Source organism: Clostridium sp. 'White wine YQ' (genome assembly GCF_028728205.1).
Taxonomy (GTDB): Bacteria; Bacillota; Clostridia; order Clostridiales; family Clostridiaceae; genus Clostridium_T.
Genome location: NZ_JAQYUU010000003.1, coordinates 26,015 through 43,185, shown reverse-complemented (window position 1 = coordinate 43,185; position 17,171 = coordinate 26,015). Strand labels below are relative to the sequence as shown.

14 protein-coding genes are annotated in these 17,171 nt (G+C 30.7%); 12 read left to right on the top strand and 2 right to left on the bottom strand.

All coding sequences use genetic code 11. The annotated features are described in order from the left end of the window. Positions 1–221: 221 nt before the first annotated feature. Positions 222–785, top strand: a complete 564-nt coding sequence (locus tag PTZ02_RS12430; protein ID WP_274228130.1) for a YdcF family protein — start codon at positions 222–224, stop codon at positions 783–785. 115 nt (positions 786–900) lie between these two features. Here PTZ02_RS12430 and PTZ02_RS12425 read toward each other — a convergent pair whose 3' ends face one another. Further along, entirely contained in the window at positions 901–1,623 is a 723-nt protein-coding gene (locus PTZ02_RS12425; RefSeq protein ID WP_274228129.1) for a hypothetical protein, read from the bottom strand. A gap of 252 nt (positions 1,624–1,875) precedes the next feature. Further along, positions 1,876–3,249 carry a UDP-N-acetylmuramate--L-alanine ligase gene (gene murC, locus PTZ02_RS12420; protein WP_274228128.1) on the bottom strand — a complete coding sequence of 458 codons (1,374 nt, stop codon included), beginning with the start codon at positions 3,247–3,249 and terminating at the stop codon, positions 1,876–1,878. Between the two features lie 225 nt (positions 3,250–3,474). Here murC and purR point away from each other — a divergent pair, with 225 nt between their 5' ends. From purR to spoVT, 11 genes are all read left to right on the top strand, one after another. Beyond that, on the top strand, positions 3,475–4,293 hold the full coding sequence (gene purR, locus PTZ02_RS12415) for a pur operon repressor (protein ID WP_274228127.1): 819 nt from the start codon (positions 3,475–3,477) through the stop codon (positions 4,291–4,293). Positions 4,294–4,377: 84 nt separating this feature from the next. Continuing rightward, a complete protein-coding gene (gene spoVG / locus PTZ02_RS12410; RefSeq protein WP_274228126.1) occupies positions 4,378–4,662 on the top strand; it encodes a septation regulator SpoVG in 285 nt (94 codons plus the stop codon). Between the two features lie 296 nt (positions 4,663–4,958). Continuing rightward, positions 4,959–6,326, top strand: a complete 1,368-nt coding sequence (gene glmU, locus PTZ02_RS12405; protein WP_274228125.1) for a bifunctional UDP-N-acetylglucosamine diphosphorylase/glucosamine-1-phosphate N-acetyltransferase GlmU — start codon at positions 4,959–4,961, stop codon at positions 6,324–6,326. Between the two features lie 50 nt (positions 6,327–6,376). Beyond that, entirely contained in the window at positions 6,377–7,336 is a 960-nt protein-coding gene (locus PTZ02_RS12400) for a ribose-phosphate diphosphokinase (RefSeq protein WP_274228124.1), read from the top strand. Between the two features lie 229 nt (positions 7,337–7,565). Then, a complete protein-coding gene (locus PTZ02_RS12395; RefSeq protein ID WP_274228123.1) occupies positions 7,566–8,252 on the top strand; it encodes a response regulator transcription factor in 687 nt (228 codons plus the stop codon). 3 nt (positions 8,253–8,255) lie between these two features. Then, positions 8,256–9,677 (top strand): sensor histidine kinase, encoded by a 1,422-nt coding sequence (locus tag PTZ02_RS12390; protein ID WP_274228122.1) that lies wholly within the window; start codon positions 8,256–8,258, stop codon positions 9,675–9,677. A gap of 14 nt (positions 9,678–9,691) precedes the next feature. Beyond that, positions 9,692–10,858 (top strand): S1C family serine protease, encoded by a 1,167-nt coding sequence (locus tag PTZ02_RS12385; protein WP_274228121.1) that lies wholly within the window; start codon positions 9,692–9,694, stop codon positions 10,856–10,858. Between the two features lie 174 nt (positions 10,859–11,032). Next, positions 11,033–11,596 carry an aminoacyl-tRNA hydrolase gene (gene pth, locus PTZ02_RS12380; RefSeq protein WP_274228120.1) on the top strand — a complete coding sequence of 188 codons (564 nt, stop codon included), beginning with the start codon at positions 11,033–11,035 and terminating at the stop codon, positions 11,594–11,596. Positions 11,597–11,621: 25 nt separating this feature from the next. After that, the gene (mfd, locus tag PTZ02_RS12375) at positions 11,622–15,122 is read left to right on the top strand and encodes a transcription-repair coupling factor (protein WP_274228119.1); all 3,501 of its coding nucleotides are present in this window, start codon (positions 11,622–11,624) and stop codon (positions 15,120–15,122) included. 143 nt (positions 15,123–15,265) lie between these two features. After that, positions 15,266–16,270 (top strand): peptidylprolyl isomerase, encoded by a 1,005-nt coding sequence (locus PTZ02_RS12370; RefSeq protein WP_274228118.1) that lies wholly within the window; start codon positions 15,266–15,268, stop codon positions 16,268–16,270. Between the two features lie 217 nt (positions 16,271–16,487). Beyond that, positions 16,488–17,039, top strand: coding sequence for a stage V sporulation protein T (gene spoVT / locus PTZ02_RS12365; protein ID WP_274228117.1), 552 nt, complete (start codon positions 16,488–16,490; stop codon positions 17,037–17,039). The last annotated feature ends 132 nt before the right edge of the window (positions 17,040–17,171 follow it).

Here is a 17,171-nt window from a genome sequence, read left to right as displayed (position 1 = left end):
AAGTAGTACAAAAATAAATAATTAATGGACTAAATATATCAATATATAATGGTAACATTTTCACCCATAATTTACAACAAATCAACATAAAAATCAATAGTAAATTAAAGAAAAACTGGACTTTTGTTAATATAATTACATTTAAATCATAGGGAAATAAAGTATAATTTAAAATAGAACTAAGTTAGATAACATTAATATAATGGATTAAGGAGAATACTATGAAGAAGAGGATTTTTGTGATTTTAGGTGTATTACTGGTTTTGTTGGGCTTAAGTCAATTATATATTTTCACTGGTGGAACTAAAAAAAATATAGAAAAAAGTGATGCTATAATTATTCTTGGTTGCAAGGTGAATGGAAAAGATCCCTCGAGATTTTTATTAGAAAGAACCTTAAAAGCAAAAGAATTATATAGTGAGGGACTGGGAGAATATATAATATTATCAGGCGGGCAGGGATCAGGTGAAGAAATATCTGAGGCTTTGTGTATGAAGAAGATATTGGTTGATGAAGGTATACCAGAAGATAAGTTGTTACTTGAAGATAAATCAAAAAATACCTATGAAAATCTAAGAAATTCTAAGGAAATAGTTGAAGAAAAAAAGTTTAATCATGTAATTGTAGTGTCAAATGAGTTTCATTTAAGAAGAGCAAAGATGTTAGGTGATAAGTTAAATATTAATGCAAAATATTCAGGAGTATTTGTGAAGGATAAATGGTTAACTGAGATTTATGGTGGAATACGAGAAATCCCTGCAATAATTAAAGATAGTTTTAGATAGTAGAAAAATAATAATCACTCATTTTAAAATGAGTGATTATTAGATTTAAGTTATAAAGAAAAATTTCTTTGGCATAGGAATTTATTAAGTATAAGCATATAATTCTAACTTATTTTTAGAATAAGGAACCAAGAAGAAACCAAGGTAATGGATTGTAGCCATAATAATAAGGTTGATAGTATGATTGATAATAAGGATGATAGTAAGGATGATAGTAATGATGATAGTAAGGATGTTGGTAAGGTTGTTTATATCCATGACCATAGCTAGGATAATTCTTATAATTGGAGTATTGCTGTCTATTAGTTCCGGTGGAAGAACCGCTAGAACCAGTAGTAGAACCGCTAGAACCAGTAGTAGAACCTGTAGAACCAGTAGTAGAGCCTGAAGTACTAGATCCTCCAGAAGTTAAACCTGTAGTTGAAGACTGGGTTCCTGGATAAGATTGAATGTATGGAGTAGTTGATCCAGGCATTTGCATACCTCCAGGCATTTGCATACCTCCGGGCATCTGCATGCCACCAGGCATTTGCATATATGGGTATTGTCCTTCTTGACCTTGAGTTTGTCCTTGAGGCATGTAATAAGGATTTGGTAAAAATGGAACAGTTTTTAGATATTCCATGCAACTAGCAAATGGACTCATTTGGCCACCTTGCATCATGTCCTGAGTAGTTTGACCGTATTGTCCAAATTGAGTTCCTAGGCCTGATTGAGTACCTGAGCCAAATTGGGTTCCTTGAGTTCCAGAACCATATTGAGTTCCTTGATTATATAGATTATCCTGAGTATTAGTCTGGCTACTGCTTCCTTGATCGTCATATTGTTCACGATACATGAGTTTCCTCCGATAAATTTTTTTTACATTAATGATATATGCGAAATAAGGTCGTAATGTGAAAGTAATATAAAAAATCGTCAAGGCAATCAATTCTATTTTTATTTTTTATGGGAAGGCAGCTGATCCTTAAATTTAATTTCAAACTTATAAAGTTACTTGAATACTTAAAACGTTATAATTTATTAAAGAGTAAAAAAAGGTAGTTAAATGAATTGTTATAAAATTCTTTAACTACCTAACCTTAACATATTATTGTAGGAACATTTCTCCAACTTGAACTACGTCACCTGCACCTACAGTAAGAAGTATGTCACCATCCTTCATTTTACCTTTTACATAATCACATGCCTCTTTATGTGAAGAGACATTTATGCATTTTATACCTTTAGATCTTAGAGCATCACCTAACATTTTGGAGTTTATATCTCCAGGGTCCTTTTCTCTAGCTGCATATATATCCATTAAAATAAGTTCATCAACATCATTGAATGCTTCAGTAAACTCTTTAAAAAGAGTTTTTGTTCTTGTATATGTGTGAGGTTGGAAAACACAAAACAAGTTATTATGCTTAATGTTTTTTGAAGTACTTAATGTAGCCTTTATTTCTACTGGGTGGTGAGCATAATCGTCAATAACAGTTACACCATCTTTTACACCCTTATATTCAAAACGCTTATGAGCTCCTCCGAAGGAAGTAAGACCTTGAGTTATTGCATCAGCAGAAAGATTAAAGATTAAACCTACTGCTACAGATGAAAGCGCATTTAAAACATTATGCTTTCCAGGAACATTTAATGAAATTGTAAATAATTTATCTTCATATTTATACGCATCAAAGGTTGCACACCCTTTTTCATTAAACACTATGTTTTTAGCAGTAATAATGCCACCATCAATTCCGTAACTTATAACATTACAAGATGCAGTTTCCATTGCTTTCACAACTCTAGGATCATCATTATTTCCAATTAAGTAACCATCTTGTGGTATAAGTTTTACGAACTTTTCAAAAGTTTCTTGAATATGATTGATATCTCTGTAGTAATCTAAGTGATCAGCATCAATATTAAGTATTATTCCTATATATGGATAAAAACTTAAAAAAGAAGCTTTATATTCACATGCTTCTGTTATGAAATATTCAGAATTTCCAACTTTATAGTTACCATTAATAATGTCTAATTCTCCTCCAACCAGTATAGTTGGATCTAAATTTCCTTCAAGTGCTATATGAGAAACCATAGATGTTGTTGTTGTTTTCCCATGAGTTCCAGCAATTGCAACATTATATTTATGACCTTGCATAATATGGCCTAAAAATTCAGCTCTATCCATTAATGCAAGTCCTCTTTCCTTCGCTTCTAGTAGTTCAGGATTGTCCTTTGGAATAGCAGCAGTATAAACAACTAAATCTGCATCTCCTATATTTTCTCTTTTATGACCTATGTATATTTCAGCACCTTTAGCTTTAAGTGAATCAATTATTTTAGAATTTTTAGCATCGGAACCAGAGACTCTATAACCACCATTTAAAAGCACAGCAGCTAATCCACTCATGCTTATTCCACCAATACCTATGAAATATACCTTCATGTGTTTATCCTTTAAAAAATCAAAAGACAATTTTATCAACTCCTTAAGTTAATTCATTTATAATTATATACAATTTTATGAAATTGAACACACTTTTTATAGAAGAATTAATAATTGGAAGAAAAATATAATAAAATACTTGCTAATTGTTTAAATAATATTGATTATGGCCATAATATAGAATAAAATATGAATATTAAGATAGTTTTTTATATAGAAAATTCGTTAAATATGATAAAAATGTAGGTGATTTTTGTGGAAAAGTTAAGTAGAAATAGCAGAGTTGTAGCCATTACAAAACTATTAATGGAGAATCCAAATAAAATAATAGGATTAAATAATTTTTCGGATTTATTAAATGCGGCAAAATCAACAGTTAGTGAAGATATAGTAATAGTAAGAGAAGTTTTGGAGAAATTGGGAATGGGAAGAGTGGAGACCATTTCTGGTGCAGCTGGAGGGATAAAATTCATAAATGGAATTAGTGATGAGAGTAGGGAGAAATTTGGAGAAAGATTATGCGAACTCTTAAAGGAACCATCAAGAATAGTACCTGGTAATTTTATTTACATGACAGACTTAATGTATAATCCACAAATAATAAGCAAGGCTGGGGTTATTTTAGCAACTGCGCTTGGAAATCATAAAGCTGATTATGTAGTTACAGTTGAAACTAAAGGAATACCATTAGCTTATGAAGTTGCGAAAAATCTAGGAACAGAATTAGTGATTGCAAGAAGAGACAATAATAAAGTTACTGAAGGACCTACGGTTACAATAAACTACGTTTCTGGAAGTAGCGGTAAGATTCAACAAATGTCTCTTTCAAAAAAGTCTTTAAAAACAGGAAGTAGATGTATATTTATTGATGACTTCTTAAAAGGAGGCGGAACTGCAAAAGGTATACAAGATTTGCTAAATGAATTTGATTCGGAATTAGTAGGAATAGGGGTTCTAGTGGATCATATTGGAGCAGAAAAAAAGTTAATTGATGATTATGTTTCTATAATAGAATTGAAAAATGTGGATAAAAATGGAGTGGTCGACTTAAAGCCATCAAAATTATTAATTTAATATTCTAAAAATTTCAACAAAAAAAAGGATTTTAGTAACTTTTATAGAATATAAACTACAATAAACAACTGGAGGTGTAGTGAAATGCAAATCACAGACGTAAGAATAAGAAAAATAGCTGCTGAAGGAAAGATGAAGGCTATAGTTTCTGTTACTTTCGATAACGAGTTTGTTGTACATGACATTAAAGTTATTGAAGGACAAAATGGTCTATTTATTGCAATGCCAAGTAGAAAAACTCCTGATGGGGAGTTTAAAGATATAGCGCATCCAATAAATACAGAGACTAGAGAAAAGATTCAAAATGCTATTTTGGATGAATATGAAAAAGCCAAAGTAGAAGAAGATGAAGAGTCTGTACAGGAATAATCATGTATAAAAAAGGAAGCAGAGCTTCCTTTTTTTACTTTTAGAAGAAAAAGAATAGTAACCTATAAAATTACACAAAGTTACATTAAACTATAATTTAAAAAATATAAAAATTAGCTATGCTTTAAGCAGTACCTGTATTGTAGAATTTGCTGTAAAATTCAGAAAATTAGGGATATGAAGATTTCGTTAGATTATGTTGAAATAGTAGATTTAATAACCTATAATATAATAGGTACGTTAAAAAATATCATAATTCAACTTAAAATTAAGTGAAAGAACATAGAGGTGTATTAATGTATAGTTGTGCTTTAATCCTAGCAGCAGGGCAAGGAAAGAGAATAAAATCAAACCTACCTAAGGTACTGCATAAAGTATGTGGTAAGGAAATGGTTAATCATGTAATAGACACTATGAGAATGGCTAAAATACAAGATGTTAATGTTATAATTGGAAAAGGTGCAGAACTTGTACAAGAAATGACTCAAGAAAAGAATGTGAGTTATTCAATACAATCAGAACAATTAGGAACAGGGCATGCAGTTATATGTGCTAAGGATTTCTTAGAGGATAAAGATGGTGTAGTTGCAATATTTACTGGTGATGCACCATTGGTAAAAAATGAAACTGTAGAAAGCTTAATAAATAAGCATATAACAGAAGGAAATTCTGCAACATTATTAACTTCTATAATCGATAATCCAGCTGGGTATGGAAGAATAATTAGAAGTGGAGATAGTGTTGAAAAAATTGTAGAACATAAAGATTGTAATGAGAGTGAATTAGAGACAAAAGAAATAAATGCAGGAATGTACTGCTTTAATATAAAATCACTAGTAGAGGCTTTAGATAAGTTGTCAAATGATAATGCTCAAGGAGAGTATTATTTAACTGATGTTATAGGAATACTAAAAAACCAAGAGGAAAAAGTAGGCGCATTGGTTACAGAGTTTGAAGAAACCTTAGGGGTTAATTCAAGAGTTGAATTAGCTAAAGCAGAAGAGATAATGAAAGAAAGAATAAATAATAAGCATTTAGAAAATGGGGTAACTATTATTGATCCTAAATCAACTTACATTGGAATTGATGTAACTATTGGTCAAGATACAATTATTTATCCAGGTAATGTTATAGAAGGAAATACTGAAATAGGCACTGATTGTATGTTATATCCTAATTCAAGAATTAGTAATTCTAAAATTGGAGATAATGTAGAGATTCAAAGTTCAGTAATTTTAGATAGTAAGATTGGTGGAAATACTACTGTAGGTCCATTTGCATATATTAGACCAGAATCAGTAATTGGCGAAAAAGTTAGAATAGGTGACTTTGTTGAAATAAAAAAATCAACTATTGGAAATAACACTAAAGTATCACATTTAACCTACATTGGTGATGCAGAAGTAGGAGAAAGCTGTAACTTTGGTTGTGGAACAGTTGTTGTTAACTATGATGGTAAGAATAAGCATAAAACAAAAATAGGCAACAATTCATTTATAGGATGCAATACGAATTTAGTTTCTCCTGTAGAAGTTAAGGATAATACTTATATTGCTGCAGGTTCAACTATAACAAAAGAAGTCCCAGAAGGTAGTCTTGCTATTGCAAGAGCAAAACAAACAAACATTGAGGGATGGGTTAATAAAAAAGGGCTTAAAAAATAACAATTTTACAAAGGCACTTTTTAAAATATATTAAGGAGGTATTCTAAGGAATGATTACCCATGGAAGAAATATTAAAATTTTCACTGGAAATTCACATCCAAAACTTGCAAAAGACATAGCTGATATATTAGGGGTGCCAGTGGGTAATGCGAAGGTAGGAACCTTCAGCGATGGAGAAATATGCGTAGATATTAATGAGACTGTTAGAGGACAAGAGGTGTTCGTAGTTCAATCAACTAATTCACCAGTTAATAACAATCTTATGGAATTGCTAATTATGATTGATGCGCTTAAAAGAGCATCAGCAGGAAGAATAACAGCTGTTATTCCATACTATGGTTATGCAAGACAAGATAGAAAGGCAAAATCTAGAGACCCAATCACTGCAAAACTAGTTGCTGATATATTAACTACTGCAGGGGCAGATAGAGTTTTAACAATGGATTTACATGCCGCTCAAATACAAGGATATTTTGATATACCAGTAGATCATTTATTAGGATCACCTATACTAGCTAGATACTTTGTTGAAAAAGGATTTGAAGATAGAGAAGATGTTGTAGTAGTATCTCCTGATTTAGGAAGTGTTACAAGAGCTAGAAAGTTTGCAGATAAGTTACATGCACCAATTGCTATAATTGATAAGAGAAGACCAAAAGCTAACGTATCAGAAATAATGAATATTATCGGAGAAGTTAAAGGTAAGGCATGTATACTTATCGATGATATGATTGATACTGCAGGAACGATTGCTAATGCAGCAAATGCTTTAAAAGATTTAGGAGCAACTAATGTATATGCATGCTGTACTCATGGTGTTTTATCTGGTCCTGCATTTGACAGAATCAATGCAAGTGCAATTGAAGAGTTAATTATGCTAGATACTATAGCACTACCAGAAAGAAATGATTTAGATAAATTTAAGTCTATTTCAGTAGCACCTCTATTTGCAGAAGCAATTAAGAGGATCTATGATGAGGAACCATTAAGTAAATTATTTGAAGCTTAATACATATAAGTTATATAGTATTGATAAGTGAAAATTTTAAGTTGCGTATGGAAATTAAAATTGAAAGTTACTTATATTAAAAGAGGATGGCATGACTTGCCATCCTTTTTTCATTAAATATTATTTGGTATCTTTACATAAGTTAAAAAAAAGCTACAATATTATAAAAACTATATTTTATTATGTAAACTTGTGGTAAATTATTTATATGAAAGGAGTGGAGATAAGAATGGAAGGAACAATCGGTAAAATATTAGTAGTGGACGACGATGAAAATATTTGTGAGTTAATTAAGATGTATTTAAATAGTGCAAATTATGATAGTAAGGTTGTATATAATGGGAAGGATGTACAAGAAACTTTTATGGAATATAAACCAGATTTAGTTTTGCTTGATATAATGCTTCCTAATATAGATGGAATAGATGTACTTAAGTGGATTAGAAAAGAAGGAGAAACACCTGTTATTATGCTAACTGCAAAGGGGGATACTTTTGACAAAGTACTTGCTTTAGAATTAGGGGCAGACGACTATATAGTAAAACCTTTTGAGCCTAAAGAACTTTTGGCTAGAGTAAAGGCAGTACTTAGAAGATATACCTCAGATCCTTCAAATAAAGAAGTAATAAGCTATTCAGATTTAAGTGTGGATGCGAACTCTTATAATGTAGTTTATAAAGGAACTGAAATAAAAATGCCACCAAAAGAATTTGAGTTATTGTACTACTTAGCATCAAATAAAAATAAAGTATTTACAAGGGAACAACTTTTATGTGAGGTTTGGGGATATGATTATCCAGGAGACTCTAGAACTGTAGATGTTCATGTGAAAAGATTAAGAGAAAAACTTCCTGAGGGTAGCACTTGGCAAATTGAGACTGTTTGGGGGGTAGGTTATAAATTCGAGGTGAAGTAGCAAATGAAAAGAGAGAGCTTAGTTTCAAAATTGCTTATTGCAGTAACAGGTATAGTTGCATTATCTTTTATTATAATTGCAGCTAGCCTTTCATTTTGGTTTGAGGGATATTTTTTTGATAGAAGAAAAAGCCTTTTAGACAATCAGGCTCAGTTAATTTCATCAACATCAATTGATTACTTATCAAATAAGCAAAATTCATTAGCTTCATTAAATAATGTAATGAATTATGTTAGCGGAAGCCTCTCTATAGATATTCTTTTAGCTGATAATATGGGGTATGTATATGCTGTGTCTGATAAAAGCTACGAATCTTTAAAATATACAAAGCTTCAAGTAGAAAATATGGATGAACTTAAGGCAGGTAAAGCAGTTGAGGTAAAGGATCCTAAAGAGAGATTTTCAGACTCGTCAGAATATGTATATTATAAACCTATAATAAGCAAAGGAAACTTTTATGGATTTATTGTAATGGTAACCCCACTAGAGCAGATTAGGGCTCCACTCAATAAAGTTTATCTTGTTATATGGTTTTCAGCTGTTATTGCTATTGCATCATCTGTAGTGGTGATTTATTTGCTTGCTCAAAATATTCTAATTAGGCCTTTAGCAGAAATAAATGCAGTTTCAAAAAGAATAGCTAAGGGAGAAGTTGGTCAAAGAGTAATAATTAGATCAAATGATGAAATAGGGGAATTGGGAGAGTCATTTAATATAATGGCAGATTCTCTTGAGAAGGTAGATAATAATAGAAGAGAGTTTATCTCAAACGTTTCTCATGAGTTAAGATCTCCAATTACGTCAATAAAAGGATTTATAGCAGGAATACTAGATGGAGTTATTACTAAAGATAAAGAAAATCAATATTTAAAAATTGTTTATGATGAAATTCAGAGATTAACAAGGTTAATAAATAAACTATTAGATATGTCAGCCATGGAAGAAGGAAAGGTAGAATTAGAAATAAGTGAAGTAGAAGTAAATAGTTTAATTACAAGAGTTGTTATGAATTTGGAAAATAAAGCATTAGATAAAAAGTTAAAGGTAGATGTGGTTTTTGAAGAAAAACGCATTTTTGCCTTAGCTGATAGGGATAGGCTAATTCAAGTAGTGACTAATGTAGTTGATAATGCTATTAAATATTCATATTCAGGCGGAAATATCAAAATATATACTAAGGTTAAATTGAATAAGATATATATAAGTATATATAATGATGGACCAACTATTTCTAAAGAAGACTTGAATAATATTTGGCAGAGGTTCTATAAGGCTGATAAATCGAGAACTAATAAACTTAGTACAGGGTTAGGACTTCCTATAGTAAGACAAATCATTACTCAGCACGGTAATGATATATGGGTTCAAAATAGTGAAGATGGAAAAGGAGTAATTTTTACTTTTACTTTGTCCAGAGCTACCTAAAGTGAGGGTATTATATGCTAAATAATAATGAAAAAAAAGATGATATTGATGTAAGTGAAAAAAGAGATGAAGGAAAAGTATCTATAAGTGTAAAAAAGAACAAACGTAAGATTTTTCTAAAGGTATTTGCACTGGGGACTTTTCTCGTTTTATTGTCAGTAATTACAGGCGTAATAACATCTCAGATTATTATAAATAAGAAAATAAAAGAATTAGGCTTGAACACTATTTATGGAAATGATTATGTTTCTTATGAAAATGTTTTGAATAATATTTATCTTTCCAAAGTAATAAAGAAAACCTCCGTATCATTAGTTACTATAAGTGACAATAAGGAGAACTTGAATACAAATAAGTCATTTACAGATAGAGCAACAGGAGTGATTATAGACTCTCGAGGATATATAGCAACTAGTTTTAGCTCTATTAAAAATTTAAAGAGCATATATGTTGGGCTTTCTTCACCAGGAACCAAACCAATGCAAGGTAAGTTTATAGGAAAGTATGAGCCTTTAGACATTGCAATTATTAAGATTGAAGGAACAGGATATACTGCTTGTGAGCTAGACAAAGATGACAAAACTGCTGTGGGAGATCGTGTTGTTTCAATTGGACACCCTCTAAGTGCCAGTGAAGTAGGGTTTGCTAGTTTTGGAGTAGTAACATCAAATAGAATCGAAATAGCAATAAATCATGATGAAGAAGCTGAGAAAACATTTAATTCCATTCAAAGTAGTACTATAATAACGAAGGATAATAATGGTGGACCATTATGTAATTTAGACGGGGAAGTAATAGGAATTAGTTCGTTGGAATTCCAAAAGGAGCATGGTGAGAATAATTTATCTGTGATAGTTGGGGGAAGTGAGCTAGTTTCAATAATAGAGGCAATAATAGATACAGGAAATGCGGATAAGATAAAGTTGGGTTTTATTGGTGGGAGTATAAGGTCTGAGGATGGAAAAACTTATGAAGGAGTTTATGTAGAAAGTGTTATGCAAGATAGTGACATAGCAAAAGCAGGTATTGGACCTACTGATATAATTAAAGAAGTAGGCGGAGAAAAAATAAAAACTATTGAAGATTTAGATAAGATTATTAAAAAATATAATGTTGGAGATAATATAAGCTGTAAGATTTTAAGAAGCGGACAGCTAGTAGATATAAATTTAACTCTTTAAAGATATAAATCAAGAAGATTATTGAGATTAATATCATAATTTCAGTGATATAATTAACTATGTAATTATGAAACAACTTTTTATGTTTTGACATCATAATGAAACATTATTAATGTATTATTTATATCATTAAAAGTTTTTAATTGCATAACATAAGTAGTCTGGAGGGAAACTATGTATTTAATTGTGGGGCTTGGAAATCCAGGAAGTGAGTATAAAGGAACAAGACATAATATAGGGTTTGAAGTTATAGATAATTTAGCAGAAAAAAATAATATTAATATTAACAAAAAAAAGTTTAAAGCAGAATATGGAGAAGGTAATATAGCGGGTGAAAAAGTTATTTTGCTTAAGCCTACTACATATATGAATCTTAGCGGGGAGAGTATAAGAGAGGTAATAAACTTTTATAAAATTTCCAGTGAGCAGATTATAGTAATATATGATGATATTAGCTTGGCTGTTGGAAGGCTAAGAATAAGGGGTAAAGGAAGTGCTGGAGGACATAACGGAATAAAAAGTATTATAACAAATTTAGGTAGTGATGTTTTTCCAAGAATTAAGGTAGGGGTAGGACAACCTAAAGGAGATTTAGTTTCTCATGTCTTAGGTAAGTTCTCAAAAGAGGAACAAGAGATGTTGAGAAAGGTTATAAGTGCTGCTGGAGAGTCAGCAGAAGAAATAATTAAAAGCGGAGAAGTTGAAGCTATGAATAAGTATAATAGCTTTTCACTATAGAAGTTTTTGAACGGTGGTGTATCATATGAGATTAAGAGGTATTATGGAACCTCTAGAATCTTCCGACAAATTTAAAGAAGTTATTAAAAACTTAGATTCAAATACTACTCCAGTGGGAGTGTATGGTTTGGGCGATTCTGGTAAAAGCTATTTTATTAATGGTGTTTATGAAAATTACCATAAATCTATTTTAGTTGTAACGCATTCGGATATGGAGGCGAAAAATCTGTATGAAGATCTTTCCCTGTTCCATATGAATGTGTTTTATTTGCCTGCAAAAGAAGTGGTTTTTTATAATATTGATGCTATTTCCGGGGACTTGAGATGGGAAAGACTTAAAGTATTTAAGGAAATGTTAAATAATAAGAAAAAGATAGTAGTCACATCTATAGAGAACTTGGCATCCTTGTATACACCAAAAGAACTTTATGAAAGTCATTTTGTAAAATTAAAAATTTCAGATGAATATGACTTAAAAGAACTTACAACATTATTAGTTGAAAGTGGCTATGAAGCTGTGGAAATAGTTGAAGGAAAAGGACAGTTTTCTTTAAGAGGTGGAATATTAGATGTGTTTCCGATTCAATATGGAACACCATATAGAATAGAGTTTTTTGGAGATGAAATAGAGTCAATAAGAAGCTTTAACTTAGAAACTCAGAGAAGTGTTTCTAAGGTTGATGAAATTGAAATTTTTCCAGCTAAAGAAGTGGTCTTAGATAAAGTAGCATTAGAAAGATCTATTCGTAATATCGAAAGTGAATTTAATGAGGTTAAGAATAAAAGAAAAAAAGAAAAAGAGGTATGTGAAAAACTAGATTCGATAGTTAGAAATAATATTGAGCTTCTAAAGGAAACTTGGACATTCGAGACTATAGAAAGTTATATGCCTTTTTTATATGAGAATCCTTGGAGTTTATTTCAGTATACTAATGATTATTTAGTTGTTATGGATGATACCCAAAGGTGTAAAGGTAGATTAGAAAGTCTATATTATGAGTTTGGTGAAAATTATACTTCGTTTTTATCAAGAGGGGATATACTCCCCTCTCAAGGAAAACTTTTAATAGAGGAAGATATTCTTTATAATGCGCTAGAAGATAAAGAATTAATAACTATAGATGCTTTAGCTAAAGGCAGGGAGTATCTTAGACCTCTTGCAATAAATAATTTTACACAACTAACACTTCATGAATATCAAGGACAATTGGATTTTTTAATTGAAGATATAAAAGATAAAAAACAAAAAGGTTTTAAAACCTTAATATTATCAGGAACAAGAAGCAGAGGGGAAAGACTGGTAGATACTTTAAGAGATAGAGGAATTGAGAGCTCTTATAGGGATGAGGTTAAAGAAGTTCAATTTGGAGAAGTAGTTATTACCTTTGGTAATCTCCTTAAGGGGTTTGAATATCCTGAATTAAGATTATGTGTAATTTCAGATAAAGAAGTATTTGGTGAAGCAAAAAGAAAGATTTCTAGAAAGCCTTCAAAGCAAAAAGGTGTAGGAAAGATAAAGAGTTTTGGAGAACTAAAACCTGGTGACTATGTTGTTCACGTAAATCATGGTATTGGTGTATATAAAGGAATCAAACAGATAGAGGTTTCTGGTCATACAAGGGATTACTTAGATATTTTATATGATAAAGGTGATAAGCTATATGTTCCTGTTGATCAATTAGACATGATTCAGAAATATATAGGAAGTGAAGGTAAGTCTCCTAAAATAAATAAATTAGGTGGTACCGAGTGGCAAAAGGCAAAGGCTAAGGTAAGAAATTCTATAAATGATATTGCTGAAGAATTGGTGAAACTATATGCAGCAAGGGCTACATTAAGAGGACATATTTATTCTAAAGATACTCAATGGCAAAGACAATTTGAGGATGAATTTCCATTTGAAGAGACACCAGATCAGCTAACATCATTAGAAGAAATTAAGAAGGATATGGAATCTGATAAACCTATGGATAGACTTCTATGTGGGGATGTTGGTTATGGAAAAACAGAGGTAGCAATTAGAGCAGCCTTTAAAGCTGTTATGGATGGGAAACAGGTAGCATTTTTAGTACCAACAACAATTTTGGCAGAACAACATTATAATAACATGAGAAAGAGATTTTCTGATTTCCCAATTAAGATTGACATGATAAGTAGATTTAGAACAGCTAAAAAGCAAAAAGAAACTTTGAAGGCATTAAAAGAAGGAAATGTAGATATATTAATTGGAACCCATAGGCTCGTATCCAAAGATATTTCTTTCAAAGATTTAGGTTTACTGATAGTAGACGAAGAGCAAAGATTTGGAGTTACTCAAAAAGAAAAAATAAAGAATTTAAAAAAGAATGTTGATGTTTTAACCTTAAGCGCAACTCCGATTCCAAGAACACTTCATATGTCATTAACAGGCGTAAGAGACATTTCGGTAATAGAGACACCACCAGAGGAAAGATACCCTATACAAACCTATGTAGTTGAACATAACGACCAATTAGTAAGAGATGCAATATTAAGAGAACTAAATAGAGGTGGGCAAGCGTTTTTTGTTTATAACAGAGTTGAAGATATTGAAAAGATGGCTAAATACTTAATGGATTTGATACCTGAAGCAAAAGTTACAATTGCTCATGGGCAAATGACTGAACGAGAGCTTGAAAAAGAAATGATTGCCTTTATGAATAAAGAATATGATATATTACTCTGTACAACTATCATAGAGACTGGGATAGATATTCCTAATGTAAATACCATGATAGTTTATGATTCTGACAAAATGGGATTGTCTCAACTATATCAGCTTAGAGGTAGAGTAGGTAGAAGTAACAGAATAGCTTATGCATATTTTGTATATAAAAAAGATAAAATCCTTACAGAAGTCGCTGAAAAGAGATTAAAAGCATTGAAGGATTTTACAGAATTGGGTTCTGGATTTAAAATAGCCATGAGAGATTTAGAAATCAGGGGAGCTGGAAATATGATGGGATCAGCTCAACATGGTCACATGGCATCTGTTGGTTATGATTTGTATTGTAGAATGCTTGAAGATACAATTAAATTAATTAAAGGTGAAATAGATCAAGAGCCAATTGAAACAACAGTAGATATTAAGGTGGATGCATTTATTTCAGAGAATTATATTGAAGACGAAATTCAGAAAATTGAAGTCTACAAAAAAATTGCAGCTATTGAAAATCAAGAAGATTATGATGATATAAAAGAAGAGCTGAATGATAGATATTCAAAAATTCCATCAGAAATATTTAATTTGATGGACATAGCGTATATAAAAAGCAAAGCAAAAATTCTTGGAGTTGAAGAGGTAAAAGAAAAAGATAACAAGGTATTATTTATTTTCCAAGGTAGAGATAGAGTAAAACTAGATATATATAAAGCTTTACTAGATAATTACAAAAATAAAATTTATATTAACCTTGGAGAAAAACCGACATTTGCTTACAAAATAAGTGAAGGTAAAAAGGAAACTTTATTAGAAGAAATAAAAGAATTGTTGAATAAAGTTGTTTAAGAAAAATCTTTGGAATTTTGATAGCTTTGAAATAAATAGAAAATATTGATATACTAATATTATGTCAAAATGGTTTAACTTAAAATTAATTATATATGTATTGCTAGTTGAACTTAAAGCTAAAATGAAAGGTGAGGAAGATATTGAAGAAAGTTAAAAAATTATTAGGGCTTATAATTGTTGGAGTATTAAGTTTCTCTGTAGTTGGTTGTAATATGGTTCAAAAAACACCAGAAGCTATCGCAAAGACTGTTGTAGCAAAAGTAGGCGATCAAAAGATAACATTGGGAGAAGTAGATGAAAATCTACAACAAACTATAAGTCAACTAAAGCAACAATATGGAGATAAATATTTAGATAATGCAGATGCTAAAAGTGCATTAACAAGTCAAAGAAAAGAAGTTCTTACTCAATTAGTAAATCAAAAAATGATGCTTAAAAAAGCTGAGGATCTGAAAGTAGTTCCTTCAGATGCAGATTTAAATAAAGCAGTAGATGACCAAATAAAATCATACCAAGAAATGTATGGTGGAGAAGATAAGTTAAATGATGCAATTAAAGCAGCAGGAATGACATTAGATTCACTTAAAAAGCTTATAAGAGAACAAGCAATAGTTCAAAAAGCTCAAGAAGCTCTTACTAAAGATGTAAAAGTAACTGAAGATGATGCAAAAAAATACTATGAAGAAAATAAGGCTACTGAGTTTACGCAAGGTGCAGGAGCTACTGTTTCACATATATTAGTTGCGACTGAGGATGAAGCTAAAAAAATAAAACAACAATTAGATGGTGGAGCTAAGTTTGAAGATGTAGCTAAAGCTTCATCAACAGATACTGGATCAAAAGATAATGGAGGAAGCTTAGGATTCATTCCTTACAACTCAACTCAATATGATGCTGATTTTATGGCTGGAGTTAAAGCTCTTAAAAAAGATGGAGATATTTCAGGTCCTGTAAAGAGTCAATTCGGATATCATATTATTAAAGTAACTGGTATTCAAACTCAAGATATTGTTAAGAAGTTTGAAGATGTTAAAGAAGACATAATTACAAATGTAACAAATCAGAAGAAGAGTGATTTAATTAATTCTACCTTAGAACAATTAAAGAAAGATTATAAAGTAACAACTTACGAAGATAAACTATAATAGATATTTAATATTAGGAGTCATATCAAGAAAATTCTTGATATGACTCTTTTTTAGTAGATATAACAATTAGAATATTCCATAATCATCAATGAGAAATCTTTATTGCTAATTAGAATAAAAATAGCCAGTTTTACGTATAAAAAATTTATTTAGAAAAATAATAATGTTGTAAAGAAAAAATTACTTCAAAGTATAAAAATAGGAGGGACAAAGGATGAAAGCTACAGGCATAGTAAGAAGAATTGACGATTTAGGTAGAGTAGTAATTCCAAAGGAGATAAGAAGAACCTTAAGAATAAGAGAGGGAGATCCTCTTGAAATCTTTACAGATAGAGAGGGTGGGGTAATACTAAAAAAATATTCTCCTATTGGTGAGTTAACAGATTTCTCAAAGGAATATGCAGAGTCATTGCAACAATCAATTGGACACATTATCCTAATTGCTGATAAGGATGCGTTTATTTCAGTAAGCGGTGTATCAAAAAAAGATTATATAGAAAAGAAGGTATCAAGCGAACTAGAAGCAATAATGGAAGAAAGGAAGACTATATTATTAGGAGGTGGTACTGGTAAAGTAGTGCCACTATATAGTGATGATGATGCAGGTAAGTATAGTACACAAGTAATATCTCCAATAATAGCAGAAGGAGATACAATTGGTGCTGTAGTAATAATTGAAAAAGATGATGGACAAAAATTGGGTGATTTAGAAATGAAATTAGCTGAAACTGCATCAGCATTTTTAGGAAAGCAAATGGAACAATAACTACATAATTTAATATAAGTTAGAATAATACCTCTATGTTTGAAATAGACATTAGTATAGATTCAATTAACAATGAAAATATAAGAATAATTGATTTTCATAGTTTAAGTTCTGTAGTAAAGTTTCAAACTG

Excerpts from the sequence above, each read along its gene's own strand:
- PTZ02_RS12385 (WP_274228121.1), top strand. The coding sequence starts at position 9,692 with ATGCTAAATAATAATGAAAAAAAAGATGATATTGATGTAAGTGAAAAA.
- spoVG (WP_274228126.1), top strand. The coding sequence starts at position 4,378 with ATGCAAATCACAGACGTAAGAATAAGAAAAATAGCTGCTGAAGGAAAG.
- spoVT (WP_274228117.1), top strand. The coding sequence starts at position 16,488 with ATGAAAGCTACAGGCATAGTAAGAAGAATTGACGATTTAGGTAGAGTA.
- PTZ02_RS12390 (WP_274228122.1), top strand. The coding sequence starts at position 8,256 with ATGAAAAGAGAGAGCTTAGTTTCAAAATTGCTTATTGCAGTAACAGGT.
- PTZ02_RS12395 (WP_274228123.1), top strand. The coding sequence starts at position 7,566 with ATGGAAGGAACAATCGGTAAAATATTAGTAGTGGACGACGATGAAAAT.
- mfd (WP_274228119.1), top strand. The coding sequence starts at position 11,622 with ATGAGATTAAGAGGTATTATGGAACCTCTAGAATCTTCCGACAAATTT.
- PTZ02_RS12425 (WP_274228129.1), bottom strand. The coding sequence starts at position 1,623 with ATGTATCGTGAACAATATGACGATCAAGGAAGCAGTAGCCAGACTAAT.
- PTZ02_RS12400 (WP_274228124.1), top strand. The coding sequence starts at position 6,377 with ATGATTACCCATGGAAGAAATATTAAAATTTTCACTGGAAATTCACAT.
- pth (WP_274228120.1), top strand. The coding sequence starts at position 11,033 with ATGTATTTAATTGTGGGGCTTGGAAATCCAGGAAGTGAGTATAAAGGA.
- PTZ02_RS12430 (WP_274228130.1), top strand. The coding sequence starts at position 222 with ATGAAGAAGAGGATTTTTGTGATTTTAGGTGTATTACTGGTTTTGTTG.
- glmU (WP_274228125.1), top strand. The coding sequence starts at position 4,959 with ATGTATAGTTGTGCTTTAATCCTAGCAGCAGGGCAAGGAAAGAGAATA.